The organism is Thiocapsa rosea (genome assembly GCF_003634315.1).
In the GTDB taxonomy this organism is placed as follows: domain Bacteria; phylum Pseudomonadota; class Gammaproteobacteria; order Chromatiales; family Chromatiaceae; genus Thiocapsa; species Thiocapsa rosea.
The window spans coordinates 5873967-5890510 of sequence record NZ_RBXL01000001.1 but is presented as its reverse complement, the minus strand read 5'-3'; the positions used below and the strand labels follow the sequence as shown (position 1 = coordinate 5890510).

Annotated in this window: 14 protein-coding genes; all 14 read left to right on the top strand. The window is 62.8% G+C overall.

The features are described 5' to 3' along the window. Positions 1–972, top strand: a 972-nt coding sequence (locus BDD21_RS26170; RefSeq protein WP_120799659.1) for an NADH-quinone oxidoreductase subunit D, incomplete at its 5' end; no start/stop codon positions are given. Next, positions 972–1499 (top strand): NADH-quinone oxidoreductase subunit NuoE family protein, encoded by a 528-nt coding sequence (locus tag BDD21_RS26165; protein WP_120799658.1) that lies wholly within the window; start codon positions 972–974, stop codon positions 1497–1499. The genes BDD21_RS26170 and BDD21_RS26165, both read left to right, overlap by 1 nt. 4 nt (positions 1500–1503) lie before the next feature. Next, positions 1504–2787, top strand: coding sequence for an NADH-quinone oxidoreductase subunit NuoF (nuoF, locus tag BDD21_RS26160; RefSeq protein WP_120799657.1), 1284 nt, complete (start codon positions 1504–1506; stop codon positions 2785–2787). A 161-nt stretch (positions 2788–2948) separates the two neighbouring features. Further along, a complete protein-coding gene (gene nuoG / locus BDD21_RS26155) occupies positions 2949–5351 on the top strand; it encodes an NADH-quinone oxidoreductase subunit NuoG (RefSeq protein WP_120799656.1) in 2403 nt (800 codons plus the stop codon). A 7-nt stretch (positions 5352–5358) separates the two neighbouring features. Beyond that, entirely contained in the window at positions 5359–6393 is a 1035-nt protein-coding gene (gene nuoH / locus BDD21_RS26150) for an NADH-quinone oxidoreductase subunit NuoH (RefSeq protein WP_120799655.1), read from the top strand. 14 nt (positions 6394–6407) lie between these two features. Continuing rightward, a complete protein-coding gene (gene nuoI / locus BDD21_RS26145) occupies positions 6408–6899 on the top strand; it encodes an NADH-quinone oxidoreductase subunit NuoI (RefSeq protein ID WP_120799654.1) in 492 nt (163 codons plus the stop codon). A 200-nt stretch (positions 6900–7099) separates the two neighbouring features. After that, a complete protein-coding gene (locus BDD21_RS26140) occupies positions 7100–7753 on the top strand; it encodes an NADH-quinone oxidoreductase subunit J (protein ID WP_120799653.1) in 654 nt (217 codons plus the stop codon). Beyond that, positions 7750–8055: an NADH-quinone oxidoreductase subunit NuoK gene (nuoK, locus tag BDD21_RS26135; protein ID WP_120799652.1), complete on the top strand. Its 306-nt coding sequence runs from the start codon at positions 7750–7752 to the stop codon at positions 8053–8055. The genes BDD21_RS26140 and nuoK overlap by 4 nt, the downstream gene beginning before the upstream one ends. A gap of 75 nt (positions 8056–8130) precedes the next feature. Further along, positions 8131–10137, top strand: coding sequence for an NADH-quinone oxidoreductase subunit L (gene nuoL / locus BDD21_RS26130; protein ID WP_120799651.1), 2007 nt, complete (start codon positions 8131–8133; stop codon positions 10135–10137). 20 nt (positions 10138–10157) lie between these two features. Beyond that, a complete protein-coding gene (locus BDD21_RS26125; RefSeq protein ID WP_120799650.1) occupies positions 10158–11738 on the top strand; it encodes an NADH-quinone oxidoreductase subunit M in 1581 nt (526 codons plus the stop codon). A 126-nt stretch (positions 11739–11864) separates the two neighbouring features. Further along, complete coding sequence (gene nuoN / locus BDD21_RS26120) at positions 11865–13304, top strand: NADH-quinone oxidoreductase subunit NuoN (RefSeq protein WP_120799649.1); 1440 nt, start codon at positions 11865–11867, stop codon at positions 13302–13304. Between the two features lie 333 nt (positions 13305–13637). Further along, positions 13638–14513 (top strand): 4-hydroxy-tetrahydrodipicolinate synthase, encoded by an 876-nt coding sequence (dapA, locus tag BDD21_RS26115; RefSeq protein WP_120799648.1) that lies wholly within the window; start codon positions 13638–13640, stop codon positions 14511–14513. A 67-nt stretch (positions 14514–14580) separates the two neighbouring features. Next, complete coding sequence (gene bamC, locus BDD21_RS26110) at positions 14581–15768, top strand: outer membrane protein assembly factor BamC (protein WP_120800140.1); 1188 nt, start codon at positions 14581–14583, stop codon at positions 15766–15768. Between the two features lie 12 nt (positions 15769–15780). Next, a complete protein-coding gene (locus tag BDD21_RS26105; protein WP_120799647.1) occupies positions 15781–16542 on the top strand; it encodes an MBL fold metallo-hydrolase in 762 nt (253 codons plus the stop codon). The last annotated feature ends 2 nt before the right edge of the window (positions 16543–16544 follow it).

Genomic DNA, 16544 nt, shown 5'->3' with positions numbered 1-16544 from the left:
TATATCCGTACCCTATTCGACGAGATCACTCGCATCCTGAACCATCTGATGTGGCTCGCCGCGCATGGTCTGGACATCGGGGCCATGTCGATCTTTCTTTACTGCTTCCGTGAGCGCGAAGACCTGCTCGATTGTTACGAGGCCGTCTCGGGTGCGCGGATGCACGCGACCTATTATCGGCCCGGCGGCGTCTATCGGGATCTTCCCGATCGCATGCCGCAGTATTCGGGAAGCTCCAAGTGGCACAGCGCCAAGACGATCGCCAAGCGCAACGGCCCGCGACAGGGTTCGCTGCTGGACTTCATCGAGGACTTCGCCGATCGCTTCCCGGGGCATGTCGACGAATACGAGACCTTGCTGACCGATAATCGCATCTGGAAGCAGCGCACCGTCGGTATCGGCGTCGTTTCGCCTGAGCGCGCGCTCCAATTAGGGTTCACCGGGCCGATGCTCCGCGGTTCCGGAGTGGAGTGGGACCTGCGCAAGAAACAGCCCTATGCGGCCTACGACAAGGTGGACTTCGACATCCCGGTCGGGGTCAACGGCGATTGCTACGATCGCTATCTGGTCCGCATGGAAGAAATGCGCCAGTCCAATCGGATCATCAAGCAGTGCGTGCACTGGTTGCGCAACAATCCCGGTCCGGTCGCGATTGAAGATCACAAGGTCATGCCGCCGTCGCGTGCCGACATGAAGGACGACATGGAAGCCTTGATCCACCATTTCAAACTCTTTACCGAGGGTTATTGCCCGCCGCCCGGCGAGGTCTATGCCGCGATCGAGGCGCCGAAGGGCGAGTTCGGCTGCTATATCGTGTCGGACGGCGCCAATAAGCCCTATCGTCTGAAGGTCCGCCCACCGGGCTTTCCGCATCTCGCCGCGCTTGACGAGATGTCGCAAGGCCACATGCTCGCCGACGTGGTGGCGATTATCGGGACGCTGGATATCGTGTTCGGGGAGATCGATCGCTGATGAGCTTTCGCAACGCGCCGCTTGCGGTCATTCACGATCGCGATAAATCGACCCTCTTCACCGCGGAGATTCGCGAGGGTATCGATGCCTGGATCGCCAAGTATCCGGTCGAATGGAAACAGTCCGCGGTGATGCCTGCGCTGACCATCGTTCAGGATGCCAACGGCGGCTGGCTGACCCCCGAGCTGATGAACGACGTCGCTGCCTATCTGGATATGCCGGAGGTGTCCGTCTACGAGGTTGCGACCTTCTACGGCATGTACGACCTGGAGCCGCAGGGTCGACACAAGGTCTGTGTCTGCAACAGTGTGTCCTGCCTGCTGCTGGGCTCCGAAGAGCTGATCGAGCATGTCGAGCACAAGTACGACGTGCGTCTGGGCGAGACCACGGCCGACGGTCGCTTTACCTTCAAAGAGGTGGAGTGTCTCGGCGCGTGCAGGCATGCGCCTGCGGTGTTGGTCGACAAGACCTATCACGAGAACCTCTCGCCACAAGCGCTCGATAAGCTGATCGACGAGTTGGAGTAGGCCGATGGTCCCGAATCAGAACAGCGTCTGTTTTCGCAATATGCACCTGGATGCGACGACACGGCATACCTTGGATGCCTATCGCAGCCTCGGCGGCTATGTGCAGTGGGAAAAGATTCTGCGCGAGCGCCCGGATCCGGCCGACATCATCGAAGAGATCAAGCTCTCGGCGTTGCGCGGTCGCGGCGGTGCAGGGTTCCCCACGGGTCTGAAGTGGAGCTTCATGCCGCGCACGGCGCCCGGCCAAAAGTACATCGTCTGCAACTCGGACGAGGGCGAGCCCGGAACCTGCAAGGATCGCGACATCCTGCGCTACAACCCGCATCAGTTGATCGAGGGCATGGCGATCGCCGGCTACTGCATCGGGGCGACGGTCGGCTACAACTACATCCGCGGCGAGTTCTACGAGCCGATCCAACGGTGCGAGGACGCCATTCGCGAAGCCTACGCGGCGGGTCTGTTGGGCAAGGACATCCAGGGCTCGGGCGTCGATTTCGACCTCTACAATCATCTCGGCGCCGGTGCTTACATCTGCGGCGAAGAAACGGCACTTCTGGAGTCGATCGAGGGCAAGAAGGGGCAGCCGCGCTTCAAGCCTCCGTTCCCGGCCCAGGTCGGTCTTTACGGGCGTCCGACCACCATCAACAACACCGAGTCGCTGGCATCCATCCCGGTCATCCTCGAGAAGGGCGGGCAGTGGTTCCTCGAGCAGGGGCGCCCGAACAACGGCGGTCCCAAGCTCTTCTCGGTCACCGGGCATGTCGCCCGGCCGGACAACTTCGAGGTTCCTCTCGGCACGCCCTTTCGGGATCTGCTCGAGATGGCCGGCGGGATGAAGGACGGCCGAGCGCTCAAGGCCGTCATTCCCGGCGGATCCTCGGTCCCGGTCGTGCCCGGCGACGTCATGATGGATGTGGATATGGATTACGATTCGATCGCCAAGGCGGGCTCTATGCTGGGCTCGGGCGCCGTGATCGTGATCGCCGAGGGGACCTGCATGGTCAGGGTCCTGCACAACCTCTCGCACTTCTACATGCACGAGTCCTGCGGTCAGTGCACGCCTTGCCGCGAAGGCACGGGCTGGTTGGAGCGGGTGCTGCGTCGCATCCTGGACGGCAAGGGCCGGCCGGGCGACCTGGATCTGCTCGACAGTGTTGCGGGTCGGATCGGGGGTCGTACCATCTGTGCCCTCGGCGATGCCGCGGCAATGCCGGTGCAGAGCTTTCTCAAGCACTATCGACACGAATTCGAGCACCTGATCGAGCACGGCCAAAGCATGGCAGCCTAGACCTGCGGCCTGATCCGCATCGGGGCGAGCGCGGTTTGCCGTCACTGCCCCGGAATCGCAAACTTGTAGAATGGCCCGGTTCGCGCGAGCGAGCAGGTCCGAGAACGTGCGCCGGAGCGGTGCGCGACATCCGGCCCACGGGCGCCGATCGAGAGAGCTGAATGACGGACAAGATCACGATCGAGATCGACGGCCGCACCTGCGAGGCGGACCCGGGAGAGATGATCATCACGGTCGCGGACCGCGAGGGGATCATCATCCCGCGTTTTTGCTATCACAAAAAGCTGTCGATCGCGGCCAACTGCCGCATGTGCCTCGTCGAGGCCGAGCAGGGCGGTCGCCCTTTCCCCAAGCCGGTGCCGGCGTGCGCGACGCCGGTCGGCGCGGGTATGAAGGTTCTGACACGCTCGCCCAAGGCCATCGATGCCCAGCAGGGGACGATGGAGTTCTTGCTCATCAACCATCCGCTCGACTGCCCGATCTGCGATCAGGGGGGCGAATGCGAGCTTCAGGACGTGGCGATGGGCTACGGCGGCGACGTGTCGCGTTTCGCCGAGCGCAAGCGTGTCGTCAAGGACGAGGATCTCGGTCCGCTCATCGCCACGGATATGACCCGCTGCATCCATTGCACACGCTGCGTGCGCTTCGGCGCCGAGATTGCCGGCGTGCGTGAGCTCGGCGCGACGGGTCGCGGCGAAGACATGCGCATCGGGACCTTCGTCGCGCACACGGTAAGCCATGAGCTCTCGGGCAACATCATCGATCTCTGTCCGGTCGGCGCCCTCACCTCAAAGCCTTACCGTTTCACCGCGCGGGCCTGGGAGCTGACCGATGCCGACGGCATCGCCCCGCATGACGGGGTCGGCTCGAACATCCGTCTGCATGTGCGCGACGGTCGGGTCATGCGGGTGCATCCGCGCGACAACGAGGCGGTCAACGAGACCTGGATCTCGGACCGGGACCGTTTCAGCTACGAGGGTCTGAACGCCGAGGATCGCCTGACCGCGCCGATGGTCAAGACCGACGGGGTCTGGCGCGAGGTCGAATGGCAGAAGGCACTGACCGCGGTCGCCGAGCGTCTCAAGGCCGCCGATGCGAGCCGTATGGGCTGGCTGATGGCTCCGAACGCGACGCTCGAAGAGCTGTATCTGGCGCAGCGGGTCGCGCGCGGTCTGGGCTGCGCCAACATCGATCACCGGCTGCGGCAACAGGATTTCAGCGGCGATGCCGCCGATCCGATGCTGCCTTGGCTGGGCCTGCCGATTGCCGATCTGGAGACCCGCGAGGCGATCCTCCTGATCGGAACCGAGATTCGCCAAGAGCAGCCGTTGTTGGCCCATCGTATCCGCAAGGCCGCCCTGGAGGGTGCGACAGTCGCCTGCGTGAATCCCCTGACCCTGGCGCTGACCCATCCCGCCCGGCAGTTGGTCGGGACGCCGGCGCAGATGGTCGCGGATCTCGCGGCGATCGCCAAGGCGCTGGGTGCCAAGGCGTCAGGGGCGCTCAAGCCGGTCATCGGCTCGGTCAAGCCCGACGATGCTCATCAGTCCATCGCCGACGCTCTGCGTGCTGCGAGGGAGAAGTCGACCGGCGTCGTGTTGCTAGGCGCCTTGGCCACCGCGCATCCGGACTATGCCCTACTCAAGGCGCTCGCCTATCGGATCGGTGAGTTGAGCGGAGCCGTCGTGGGCTTCCTGCCGGCATCGGCGAACAGCGTCGGTGCGCATCTGGCGGGCGCCGTGCCGTTCGGGCTGCCCGGCGGTCGGTCAGCCGAGTCGATGGGCCTCGGGCTCGGCGAGATGCTCGGCACGCCACCGAGCACGCTGGTCCTCTGGGGCTTGGAGCCGGATCGGGATCTCATTGACCCCGCTCGGACAATGGCCATGTGCGAAGCGGCCGATCTGGTGATTGCCTGCTCCGCCTTCCGCTCGCCTTCGCTCGAGGCCGTCGCCGACGTCCTGCTGCCGATCGGCGCCTTCGCCGAGACTTCCGGGACCTTCGTCAACGCGGGCGGCCTCTGGCAGCGGTTTCAGGGTGCCGTCGCGCCCCCCGGCGAGGCCCGTCCCGGCTGGAAAGTGCTGCGTGTGCTGGGTAATCTCCTGGATCTTCCCGGCTTCGAATATCGGGATGCGGCGCAGGTCCGCAGCGAGCTTGCCGAGCTGTGCGCCGATGTCGTCCTCGACAATGCCCCGCGGGGCGACTATCCGGTGGTCTCAACCAGCCCAACCGCCGGCCTGATGCGTCTTGGCAGCGTGCCCATCTATGCGCTGGATCCGCTGGTCCGGCGGTCTCCGGCCTTGCAGCGCACACCCGTCCAGGGTGCGACCTTCGGTGTCTATCTGCATCCGGAGCAGGCGCGCGCCGACGGGCTGGATGCCGATCAGGCGGTCTTGATTATCCAGAACGGCCGCGAGGTTGAGGCCAGCGTGTTCCTGGACGACGCCATTGCGATGGGCTGTGTGCGTATTCCGGCGGCCGTGACCGGCAGCGAGGGGCTGGGCATGCAGATCGGCCCGGTCGAGATCAGGCCATGGCATGGCGAGACGGGCAGCGAGGCGGGATGAGTCTACGATGATCGAACTATGGAATGCGCTTCCCGTGGTGATCCAGATCCTGATCAAGATCACCGCGATTGTCCTGCCGCTCCTCGGAATGGTGGCCTATTACACCTTGGCCGAGCGCAAGGTGATCGGCTATATCCAGGTCCGCATCGGGCCGAACCGGGTTGGCTGGCGCGGCTCGCTTCAGCCGATCGCGGATGCGGTCAAGCTGATGATGAAGGAGATCGTCATCCCGACCAAGGCCGACAAGACGTTGTTCTTGTTGGCGCCGATGATCGCGATCGCGCCGGCCTTGGCCGCTTGGGCGGTGTTCCCCTTCGATGAAGGCCTGGTGCTGGCCGACATCAATGCCGGCCTGCTCTATCTCCTTGCGCTGACCTCGCTCGGTGTCTACGGCATCATCATCGCGGGATGGGCGTCGAACTCGAAATACGCCTTGCTCGGCGCCATGCGCTCGGCCGCTCAGATCGTCGCCTACGAGATCGCGATGGGCTTTGCGCTGGTCGGCGTCCTGGTGGCGGCCGGGAGCCTGAATCTGGGCGCGATCGTCGCGGCCCAGGAGGGCAACGTTCTGACCTGGTTTTGGCTGCCGCTGCTGCCCTTGTTCGGCGTCTATTTGATCTCGGGGATCGCCGAAACCAATCGGGCGCCTTTCGACGTGGCCGAAGGCGAGTCCGAGATCGTCGCCGGTTTCCATGTGGAGTATTCCGGGATGGCCTTCGCGGTCTTCTTCCTCGCCGAATACGCGAACATGATCCTCATCTCGGCGCTCTCGGCCTTGCTCTTCATGGGAGGCTGGTTGTCACCCTTCCCGCAGGCGTGGGTCGAGGGAAGTCTGCTTCTAAGTGACGGCTTCCATTGGCTGTTGCTCAAGACCTTCTTCTTCATGTTTGTATTCTTGTGGTTACGGGCAACCTTCCCGCGCTATCGCTACGATCAGATCATGCGCCTGGGCTGGAAGGTGTTCATCCCGATCACGATCGTCTGGATCCTGGTGGTGGCGCTTGCGGTTCTCGCCGAGCTGCCCCCGTGGTGGTCCGCCTGACCCGGAGACGACCGATGCTGAAAGCCACACGTGAGTACCTCCAAAGCCTCTTGATGGTCGAGCTCTTCAAGGGCTTGAGCCTGACCGGCGCTTATATGTTCAAGCGCAAGTTCACGGTTCAGTATCCGGAGGAGAAGGCCCCGATCTCGCCGCGTTTTCGCGGTCTGCACGCCCTGCGGCGCTATCCGAACGGCGAGGAGCGCTGCATCGCCTGCAAGCTCTGCGAGGCGGTCTGTCCGGCACTGGCCATCACGATCGAGGCCGAGCCGCGCGAGGACGGATCCAGACGGACAACCCGATACGACATCGACCTCTTCAAGTGCATCTATTGCGGGTTTTGCGAGGAATCGTGCCCGGTCGACTCGATCGTCGAGACCGGGGTCTATGAGTATCACTTCGAGAATCGCGGCGAGAACATCATGACCAAGGAGAAGCTCCTCGCGATCGGGGACAAGTACGAGGCGGACATCGCCGCGGCCCGCGCCGCGGATGCGCCTTACCGCTGACCGCGATGCGTCTGCGGATCGCAGGGGAGGCGAGGGATACGGGCGAGGGGTGGCGAGCGCCGAGCACCCGATGCTCATTGTCGGGTTCAGCGATGCCGGTCGCGTATCGGTGAGTCGGATTCTTCCCCGTATGCGCGCTTCGGCTCCTTCTGTCTTTGCGCATTGCGCCGTTGCGGCTAACCAAGGCATCTGGATGAATCATGGGCTTTGAAAAATTCCTATTCTATGTGTTCGCGGCCATAACCTTAGTCGCTGCAGGGATGGTGATCACGCGTCGCAATCCGGTCCACGCCGTCCTTTATCTGGTGCTGGCCTTCATCAGCAGTGCGGCCCTTTGGATTCTGCTCGAAGCGGAGTTCCTCGGCATCGTGCTCATCCTGGTCTATGTCGGCGCCGTCATGGTGCTGTTCCTGTTCGTGGTCATGATGCTCGATGTCGATATCGCGACACTGCGCGCAGGCTTTATTCGCTATTTGCCCTTCGGTGCGCTGATTGCGGTGGTGTTGGCACTTGAGATCTTTTTGATCGTCGGGCCGGCCAACTTCGGATTGCAGCAGTTCCCGTCGCCCGTGCCGGCAGGCCCCGAGGTCAGCAATACCGAAGAGCTCGGTCTGCTGCTCTATACCGTCTACGTGTATCCGTTCGAAATCGCCGCGGTCATCCTGCTTGTCGCCATCGTCGCCGCGATTCGCTTGACGCTGCGTCGTCGGCCCGAGACCAAGTACATGGATCCGGCGAAGCAGGTCAGGGTCAAGAAGGGTCCGGACCGGATTCGTATCGTCAAGATGCCTTCCGAGAGTGCCGCGGTTCCGGCCGTTGCTGCCTCGGCTGCACCACAGGAATCGACCGAATGATCGCGCTCTCAGACTACCTGATCCTGGCCGCAGGGCTTTTCATGCTGGCGGTCGCCGGGATCTTCCTGAATCGCAAGAACGTCATCCTGCTGCTGATGTGCATCGAGCTGATGCTCCTGGCGGTGAATATGAACTTCGTCGCCTTTTCCCATTTTCTCGGGGATATGACGGGGCAGGTCTTCGTCTTTTTCATCCTGACCGTGGCGGCGGCGGAGGCGGCGATCGGGCTTGCCATCCTGGTGGTGCTTTTCCGTAATCAGCAGACGATCAACGTGGAGGATCTGGACAGCCTCAAGGGATAGCGCGGACGGCGTCAACGTATCTGCGTGACTGGCGGGTTGATTCGGATCACATCTAGCGAAAGAGCGAACTAAACAGTGGAAAACGTCTACCTGACCATCGTGCTAGCGCCGCTCCTCGGCGCCATCATCGCCGGCTTTTTCGGCGGCCGAATCGGCCGACAGGGGGCGCATGCGGTGACCATCGCCGGCGTCGGGCTCTCCACGGCGCTGTCGCTCATGGTGCTGGCGCGCTTCATCTGGGGTGATCTTCCGGTCTACAACGAGGCGGTCTATACCTGGATGGTCTCGGACGGGATCCGCTTCGAGATCGGTTTCCTGGTGGATCGGCTCACGGCGCTCATGATGGCGACCGTGACCTTTGTCTCCTTGATGGTCCACATCTATACGATCGGCTACATGGCCGACGACGAGCACAACTGGCCGAAAGGCGCGCTGACCGGCAAGAACAGCTACCAGCGTTTCTTCAGCTACATCTCGCTCTTCACCTTCTCCATGTTGATGTTGGTCATGTCCAACAACTTCATGCAGCTCTTTTTCGGGTGGGAAGCGGTCGGTCTGGTCTCCTATCTGCTGATCGGCTTCTGGTCGACGCGCGAAACCGCGATCTTCGCCAATATGAAGGCGTTTCTCGTCAACCGGGTCGGTGACTTCGGCTTCATCCTGGGCATCGCCGCGATCGGGATGTATTTCAACAGTATGGATTACGTGGAGGTCTTTGCCGCGGCACCTGCCCATGCCGGCACGCAGGTCGCCGTGTTCGGTGGCGTCTCGCTCATGACCCTGATCTGTATCCTGCTCTTCATCGGTGCCATGGGTAAGTCGGCGCAGGTCCCCTTGCATGTCTGGCTGCCGGATTCGATGGAAGGCCCCACGCCGATCTCGGCCTTGATTCACGCGGCGACCATGGTCACCGCCGGTGTCTTCATGGTTGCGCGTATGTCGCCGCTGTTCGAGATGTCGGAGACGGCGCTCAGCTTCATCCTCATCATCGGCGCGACCACGGCGCTCTTCATGGGGCTGATCGGTTTGGTGCAGAACGACATCAAGCGTGTGGTCGCCTATTCCACCCTCTCGCAGCTCGGTTATATGGTGACGGCGCTCGGTGCCTCGGCCTATGCCGCCGGGATGTTCCACTTGATGACCCATGCCTTCTTCAAGGCGCTGTTGTTCCTGGCCGCCGGCTCGGTGATCATCGCCCTGCATCACAAGCAGGACATCCGCGAGATGGGCGGCCTGCGCCGTTACATGCCGATTACCTGGATCACCGCCTTGATCGGCTCGCTGGCCCTCATCGGTTTCCCGGCCTTCTCCGGCTTCTTCTCGAAGGACGCCATCATCGAAGCGGTGGGGCACTCGACGCTCTACGGGTCCGGTTATGCCTCGCTCCTGCTGACACTCGGTGTCTTCGTCACCGCCCTCTACAGTTTCCGCATGTACTTCCTGGTCTTCCACGGCAAGCCGCGGATGGACGAGCATACCCGACACCATCTGCACGAGACCCCGTGGGTGGTCACTTTGCCGTTGGTGCTGCTGGCGATCCCATCGGTGGTGCTCGGTTGGCTGGTCGTGGAGCCGCTGCTGGTCACCAACTGGTTCGCGACCGGTGATTGGAACCCGATCGTCGTGGCGCCCGAGCACGACACCTTGCAGCCGCTGCGCGAGCATTGGCACGGCCAGTGGGCCTTCGTGCTGCATGGCATGACTATGCCGCCCTTCTTCCTGGCGATGGGAGGGCTCGCCTTGGCCGGCTTCGTCTGGTGGCTCACCTTCGCGAAGAATCCGAAGATCGACGATCAACTGCAGGCGATGGGTGGTCCCGTGACCAAGGTTCTGCAGGCGAAATACGGGTTCGACGATTTCAACCAGAAGGTCTTCGCGGGCGGCGGTCGTTGGCTGGGCAAGGTGCTCTGGCTCGGCGGTGACCGGGCCATCATCGACGACGGTGTGGTCAACGGATCGGCCCATCGCGTTGCTGCGCTGGCGCAGCGGGCGCGGCATCTGCAAACCGGTTACCTCTATCACTACGCGATTGCGATGATCGTCGGGCTCGTCGGGCTCTTGACGTTCTTCGTCGTGTTCTAAAGCGGAAGGAGACGCCCTGCATGTACGAGTTACCTCTCCTGACGCTGGTCATCTGGCTGCCTATCATCGGCGGTATCGCCGTGCTGGCGAGCGGTGATCGAGCCTCCGAGATCTCCAAGTGGATTGCGCTCGCCTTTGCGATCCTGACCTTCGCGATCAGCCTCGGTCTCTGGTCGGGTTTCGATGCCGGCAGCGGTCAGATGCAGTTCGTGGAGCGAGCGGCCTGGATCCCGACCTTCAATGTCGATTACTACCTGGGCGTCGACGGCATCTCCATGCCGCTGATCATCCTGACGACCTTCATCACCATCTTCGTGATCATCGCGGGTTGGGACGTCATCACCTATAAGCCGTCGCATTACATGGCGGCCTTCCTGATCATGGAAGGGGTGATGGTCGGCGTCTTCTCGGCGCTCGATGCCATCCTCTTCTATGTCTTCTGGGAGGCGATGCTGATCCCGATGTTCATCATCATCGGGGTCTGGGGCGGACCGAATCGCGTCTATGCGACCATCAAGTTCTTCCTCTATACCTTCTTCGGCTCGGTCTTCATGTTGGTCGCCTTGATCTACATGTTCTTCCAGGCCGACAGCTTCAGTATCTTGGATTTCCACGATCTGGAGCTCGGCATGACCGCCCAGATCCTGATCTTCATCGCCTTCCTGCTTGCCTTTGCGGTGAAGGTGCCGATGTTCCCGGTCCACACCTGGTTGCCGGACGCGCATGTCGAGGCGCCCACCGGCGGGTCGGTGATCCTGGCGGCCATCATGTTGAAGATCGGCGGCTACGGGTTCCTGCGCTTCTCGATGCCGATCACCCCGGACGCCAGTGCCTCGCTCGATTGGCTCATCATTGCCTTGTCCCTGATCGCCGTGGTCTACATCGGATTCGTGGCCCTGGTTCAGCAGGACATGAAGAAGCTGATCGCCTATTCGTCGATCGCCCACATGGGCTTCGTGACGCTCGGCTTCTTTATCGTCTTCACCATCATTCGCGATCCGGATGTCGCCGGCGGTGCGGTGATGGGGATTGAGGGCGGCATGGTCCAGATGATCTCGCACGGCTTCATCTCGGGCGCGCTCTTCCTCTGTGTGGGGGTGCTCTATGATCGCATGCACTCGCGCGAGATCGCCGATTACGGCGGCGTGATCAACACCATGCCCTGGTTCGGCGCCTTCGTGGTCTTCTTCGCGATGGCCAATGCGGGTCTGCCCGGGACCTCCGGTTTCGTGGGCGAGTTCATGGTGATTCTCGCGACCTTCCGAGCCGATTTCTGGTGGGCCTTCCTGGCCGCGACCACCTTGATCCTGGCGGCCGCCTTTACCCTCTGGATGGTCAAGCGGGTGATCTTCGGCGAGGTCAAGAACGAGAAGGTGGCGGCTCTTCAGGATCTCAATCGCCGCGAGGCATTGAATCTCGGGGTGCTGGCCGCTGCGGTTCTGGCCCTCGGGATCTGGCCCGCGCCCTTGATGGAGGTGATGCACGCCTCGGTCGAGAACCTGGTCGCCCATGTCAGCGAGTGCAAGCTGCCGGCCTCCGAAGCGGCGGACTGTGTCCTTGCGGTGCCCGCACCCGTGATCGGTCTGACCGGACAGCCGTAAGGATGCGCTTGGGCGCAGGTCTCACTTAAACCGCGCCGGCTCCGACAACTGTCGGAGCCGGCGCGGCCAAGCCAATCCAACAAACCACGCATGCCGCACCGGGCGCGGTTTAATCGGAATTCTCACATGCTATTCGACGCCGCCAATCTCATCCCCATCCTGCCGGAGATCGCGATCCTGGTCACCGCCAGCGTCGTGCTGGTGCTGGATCTCTATCTCAAGGAGAAGGATAAGGACATCAACCATACCTTGACCCTGATCGGTCTGCTGGTCGCGATCGGCCTCACGGGTGCCGTCGGCGGCGGCGAGGCGCGCGTCGTCTTTGACGGCAATGTCGTGCGCGACGGCCTGACCGATTTGCTCAGGGGCGCGATCCTGGTGGTCAGCCTGCTCGCCTTCGTCTATTCGCGGCCTTGGCTGAAGGATCGCGGGCTTTTCGTCGGCGAGTTCTACGTCTTGGGTCTGTTTGCGATCCTCGGGATGCTGATCATGGTCTCGGCCAACAGCTTCTTGACCATCTATCTGGGTCTCGAGCTTCAGGCGCTCTGTCTCTATGCCTTGGTCGCCTTCGATCGCGACTCGAAGAAGGGCGCCGAAGCGGCGATGAAGTATTTCGTGCTCGGTGCGCTGGGCTCCGGCATGCTCCTCTACGGCGTCTCCATGATCTACGGCGCCACCGGATCGATCGAGTTCGGTCCGGTCGCGCAAGCCGTCGCCGAGCAGGGCATGGACAACAAGGTCCTCGTCTTCGGCGTGGTCTTCCTGGTCATCGGCGTGGGCTTTAAGTTCGGCGCCGTGCCCTTTCACATGTGGGTTCCGGACATCTACGAGGGTGCGCCCACACCGGCCGTCCTGCTGCTCGGCAGTGCGCCCAAGATCGCGGCCTTCGCGCTGGCGATCCGCATGCTGGTGGATGGGCTCGAGGCGATCCAGCCGGACTGGCAGGGCATGCTTCTGATTCTTGCCGTGCTCTCCATGGGTCTGGGCAACCTGGTCGCGATCGCACAGACCAACATCAAACGCATGCTGGCCTACTCGACCATCTCACATGTCGGTTTTATCTTTCTCGGGCTCTTGGCCGGCACCGCCCAGGGCTACGCGTCCGCGATGTTCTACGCGATCGTCTACGCGGTGATGTCGACCGGCGCCTTCGGCATCCTCTTGATCCTGAGCCGCAAAGGTTTCGATGCGGAGAATCTGGATGACCTCAAGGGGCTGAACGACCGTGATTCCTGGTATGCCGCCATGATGGCGTTGATGATGTTCTCGATGGCCGGTGTTCCGCCGACGGTCGGCTTTATGGCGAAGCTGCTGGTGCTCGAGTCTGTCGTGCGCATCGACCTGGTCTGGCTTGCCTTGGTCGCCGTCGCCTTCTCGATCATCGGGGCCTTCTACTACTTGCGCGTCGTCAAGGTCATCTATTTCGACAAGCCGGATCCGGACATGCCGGTCCTGACGACGAGCGGCGGCGTGCGGTTCGCCATGAGTCTCAACGGTCTTTCAATGTTGGTCCTTGGCCTCTTCCCGGCGGCGCTTCTGAGTTGGTGTCAAAGTGTCTTTGTTTGAGCCCCCGGGCATAGAACCCCTCGGGAGTGGGTGCTTCGGGGCCGAATGCTCGGGGTTCTTGCAGCCGCGCTCGGATCATCTCGGTTGTGTCGGCGCCGTCTCGCGTACTACCATCGGGGTTTTCGCCTAAACCGCGTCCAGAGCGACATGCGTTATTTGCACGTGGTGTCGGACTCAAGGTTTTCTTCGACCTTTGTGGTGACGCGGTTTAAAGTTTAATATTTTTTAAGACTTTAAACCGCGCCAGCTCCAACGATCGTCGAGTCTGCCGGGGCGGATCCCATCCAAAAACATCACATACCGCGCCGGGCGCGGTTTAAAGCGGAGTCGGACATGTTTCGCGGCAGCATCGTTGCCCTCATCACCCCCATGCACGAGGACGGGGGCATCGACGACGCGAGCCTCGGGCGTCTCGTCGACTTCCATGTCGACGCGGGGACGACGGCCATCGTCGCCGTGGGCACCACCGGAGAATCGGCGACGCTCGACGAAGAGGAGCACTGCGCCGTCATTCGCAGGACGCTCGAGCTTGCCGCCGGCAGGATCCCCATCATCGCGGGCACGGGCGCGAACTCGACCCGCGAGGCGATCAACCTGACCCGCTGCGCCAAAGAGGCCGGTGCACAGGCCGCCCTTCTGGTGACGCCCTATTACAACAAGCCCACTCAAGAGGGGCTGTATCTGCATTATCGTGCGATCGCCGAGGCCGTGGAGATCCCGCAGATTCTCTACAACGTGCCCGGCCGCACGGCCTGCGATCTGCTGCCCGAGACGGCGGCTCGGCTCGCGCCGATCGAGAACATCGTCGGCATCAAGGACGCGACGGGTGACCTGACCCGCGTCGGGCGCTTGCGTGCCGGCTGCGGCGAGGGATTCGCGCTCTACAGCGGGGATGATGCGACCGGATGCGAGTTCATGCTGATGGGCGGCGACGGGGTCATCTCGGTCACCTCGAATTTGGCCCCGCGCTTGATGCAGGACATGTGCGATGCTGCGCTCGCGGGCAATCGAGAGCAGGCCGAGTCCATCAATCGACGACTCGATGCACTGCATCACGACCTGTTCGTCCAATCCAACCCGATCCCGGTAAAATGGGGCGCTGCCGAGATGGGGTTGTGCCCGAAAGGGATCCGTCTTCCGCTCACCTGGCTCTCCGAAGAGCACCATGCACGCGTTCTTGCGGGAATGGAGCAAGCGGGTGTGCTCTGAGAGCATCCGCGGCGCCGATGCTCCCGAGCGGTGGCGTATGCGCAATCGATTAAAGAGGTCGCACACCTTGAGACCACGTTTTTGGCTGACCGGCGGCGCTTCCGCCGGCTTGGCGCTGATCCTGTTTCTGTCGGGTTGCGGCTCGAACGTCATCAGCGACGCCATCCCCGATCAGCGGCTTGCCTACAAGAAGCAGCAGGAGGCCGGCGAGAATCTCGAGATCCCGCCTGATCTGACCGCAGGGCGGTTCGACGACGCCCTGGATATTCCGCCCGCCGGCGGGGCAACGTTCTCGGAGTACAGTGGGAGTCGCGCGCAACGCCAGCGTGTCGCGGCGTCGGGCGAGGTCCTGCCCGAGACACCCAATGTGGAGTTGAAGCGCCGCGACTCCGAGCGTTGGCTCGAGGTGCAGGCCTCGCCGCAGCAGGTGTGGCCCAAGGTCATCTCCTTCTGGCGCGAGCAGGGCATCATTTTGGTCGAACAGAATCCGTCGGTCGGCGTGATGCGCACCGACTGGCTGGACAACCGGGCCGAGATCCGGCGCGATTTCGTCACGCGCATGATCAGCAAGGTCGTCGAGGGGGTCTACGCGACCTCGACGCGCGACCAGTACAGTCTGCGTATCGAGCCCGGCACGACACCCGGAACCACCGACATCCATCTCACGCACCGCGGAATGGAGGAGCGGCTGGTCACCAACGCGATCGGTGACGGAAGCCGAACCATTTGGGAGCCCAGCGGAACCGATCCCGGCAAGGAAGCCGAGATGTTGCGGCGTCTCATGGTCTTTCTGGGCGCATCCGAGCAGCGCGCCGCGGCCGCGAGCCCCGTCACCGGGGGCGGTTCCGGACGCCCCGCAAGCGGCCCTGCCATGCAAGCCGTCGGCGCTCGCCTTGTCAGCGAAGGCGGTTCGCAGACCCTGGTGATCCAGGAGGACTTCCGCCGCGCCTGGAGGACCGCCGGATCGGCACTGGATCGGGCCGGATTCGCCGTGGAAGATCGCGATATGAGTCGGGGTGTCTATTATGTCCGCTATGCTGGGCAGGACGGGGCGTCCGAGGACAAGAGGCCCGGCCTCCTCTCGCGGATGGCCTTCTGGAAGAAGAACGAGGTCGACCCCGTCAAGCAATATCAGGTGCGTGTGCAGGGGGGCGAGACCGAGTCGCGCGTCACCGTGCTGGATGCGAGCGGGAATCCGGATACATCCGAGTCGAGCCAACGGATCCTGACGCTGATGAAGGAACAGATGCGTTAAACGCGGGCCGACGTGCGTTTCTGCTCTCTCGGCAGCGGCAGCCGCGGCAATGCCACCTTGGTGGAAAGCGCGGGCTGCCGCGTTCTGGTGGACAACGGCCTGAGCCTACGCGAGCTGCATCAGCGCCTGCGGTCGGTGGATGTCGAGCCGGGCAGCATCGATGTCCTGCTCCTGACCCACGAGCACGGCGACCATGTGAAGGGTGTCTGGTCCTTTGCGAGGCGGCATCGCGTGGAGGTCTGGACAACGCCCGGCACCTGGCGTGCGGTCGGTGCCCCGGAGATCCCGAGGTTGCGCCTGCTCTCCGGTCAGGGGCAGTCGATGCGGATCGACGGCCTGCGTATCCGCTCCTACCCCGTCCCGCACGACGCCCGCGAGCCCTGTCAGTTTCTGTTCGAGGCGGATGGACGTCGCCTGGGGATGTTGACGGATGCCGGCTGCGTGACGCCACACATGACGGAGGTTCTTCAGGATTGCGATGCGTTGATCCTGGAGCTCAATCACGATCCGGAGATGCTGCGTCGCGGCCCTTATCCGCCGAGTCTGCAGCGGCGCGTCGCCGGCGACTTCGGGCATCTCAGCAACCTGCAGGCCGCTTGTTTCCTCGATGCCTTGCCGCACCGCGCCATCGCGCAGCTCTGCGTCGCGCATGTCAGCGAGACCAACAACCATCCCGATCTCGTCCGCGCAAGCATCCGCGGGGTTTGCGAGTCGCTCGCCGATCGCGCTTTGATCTTCGGGCAGGATCAGGCGAGCGCTTGGTGTATGTCTTGAAG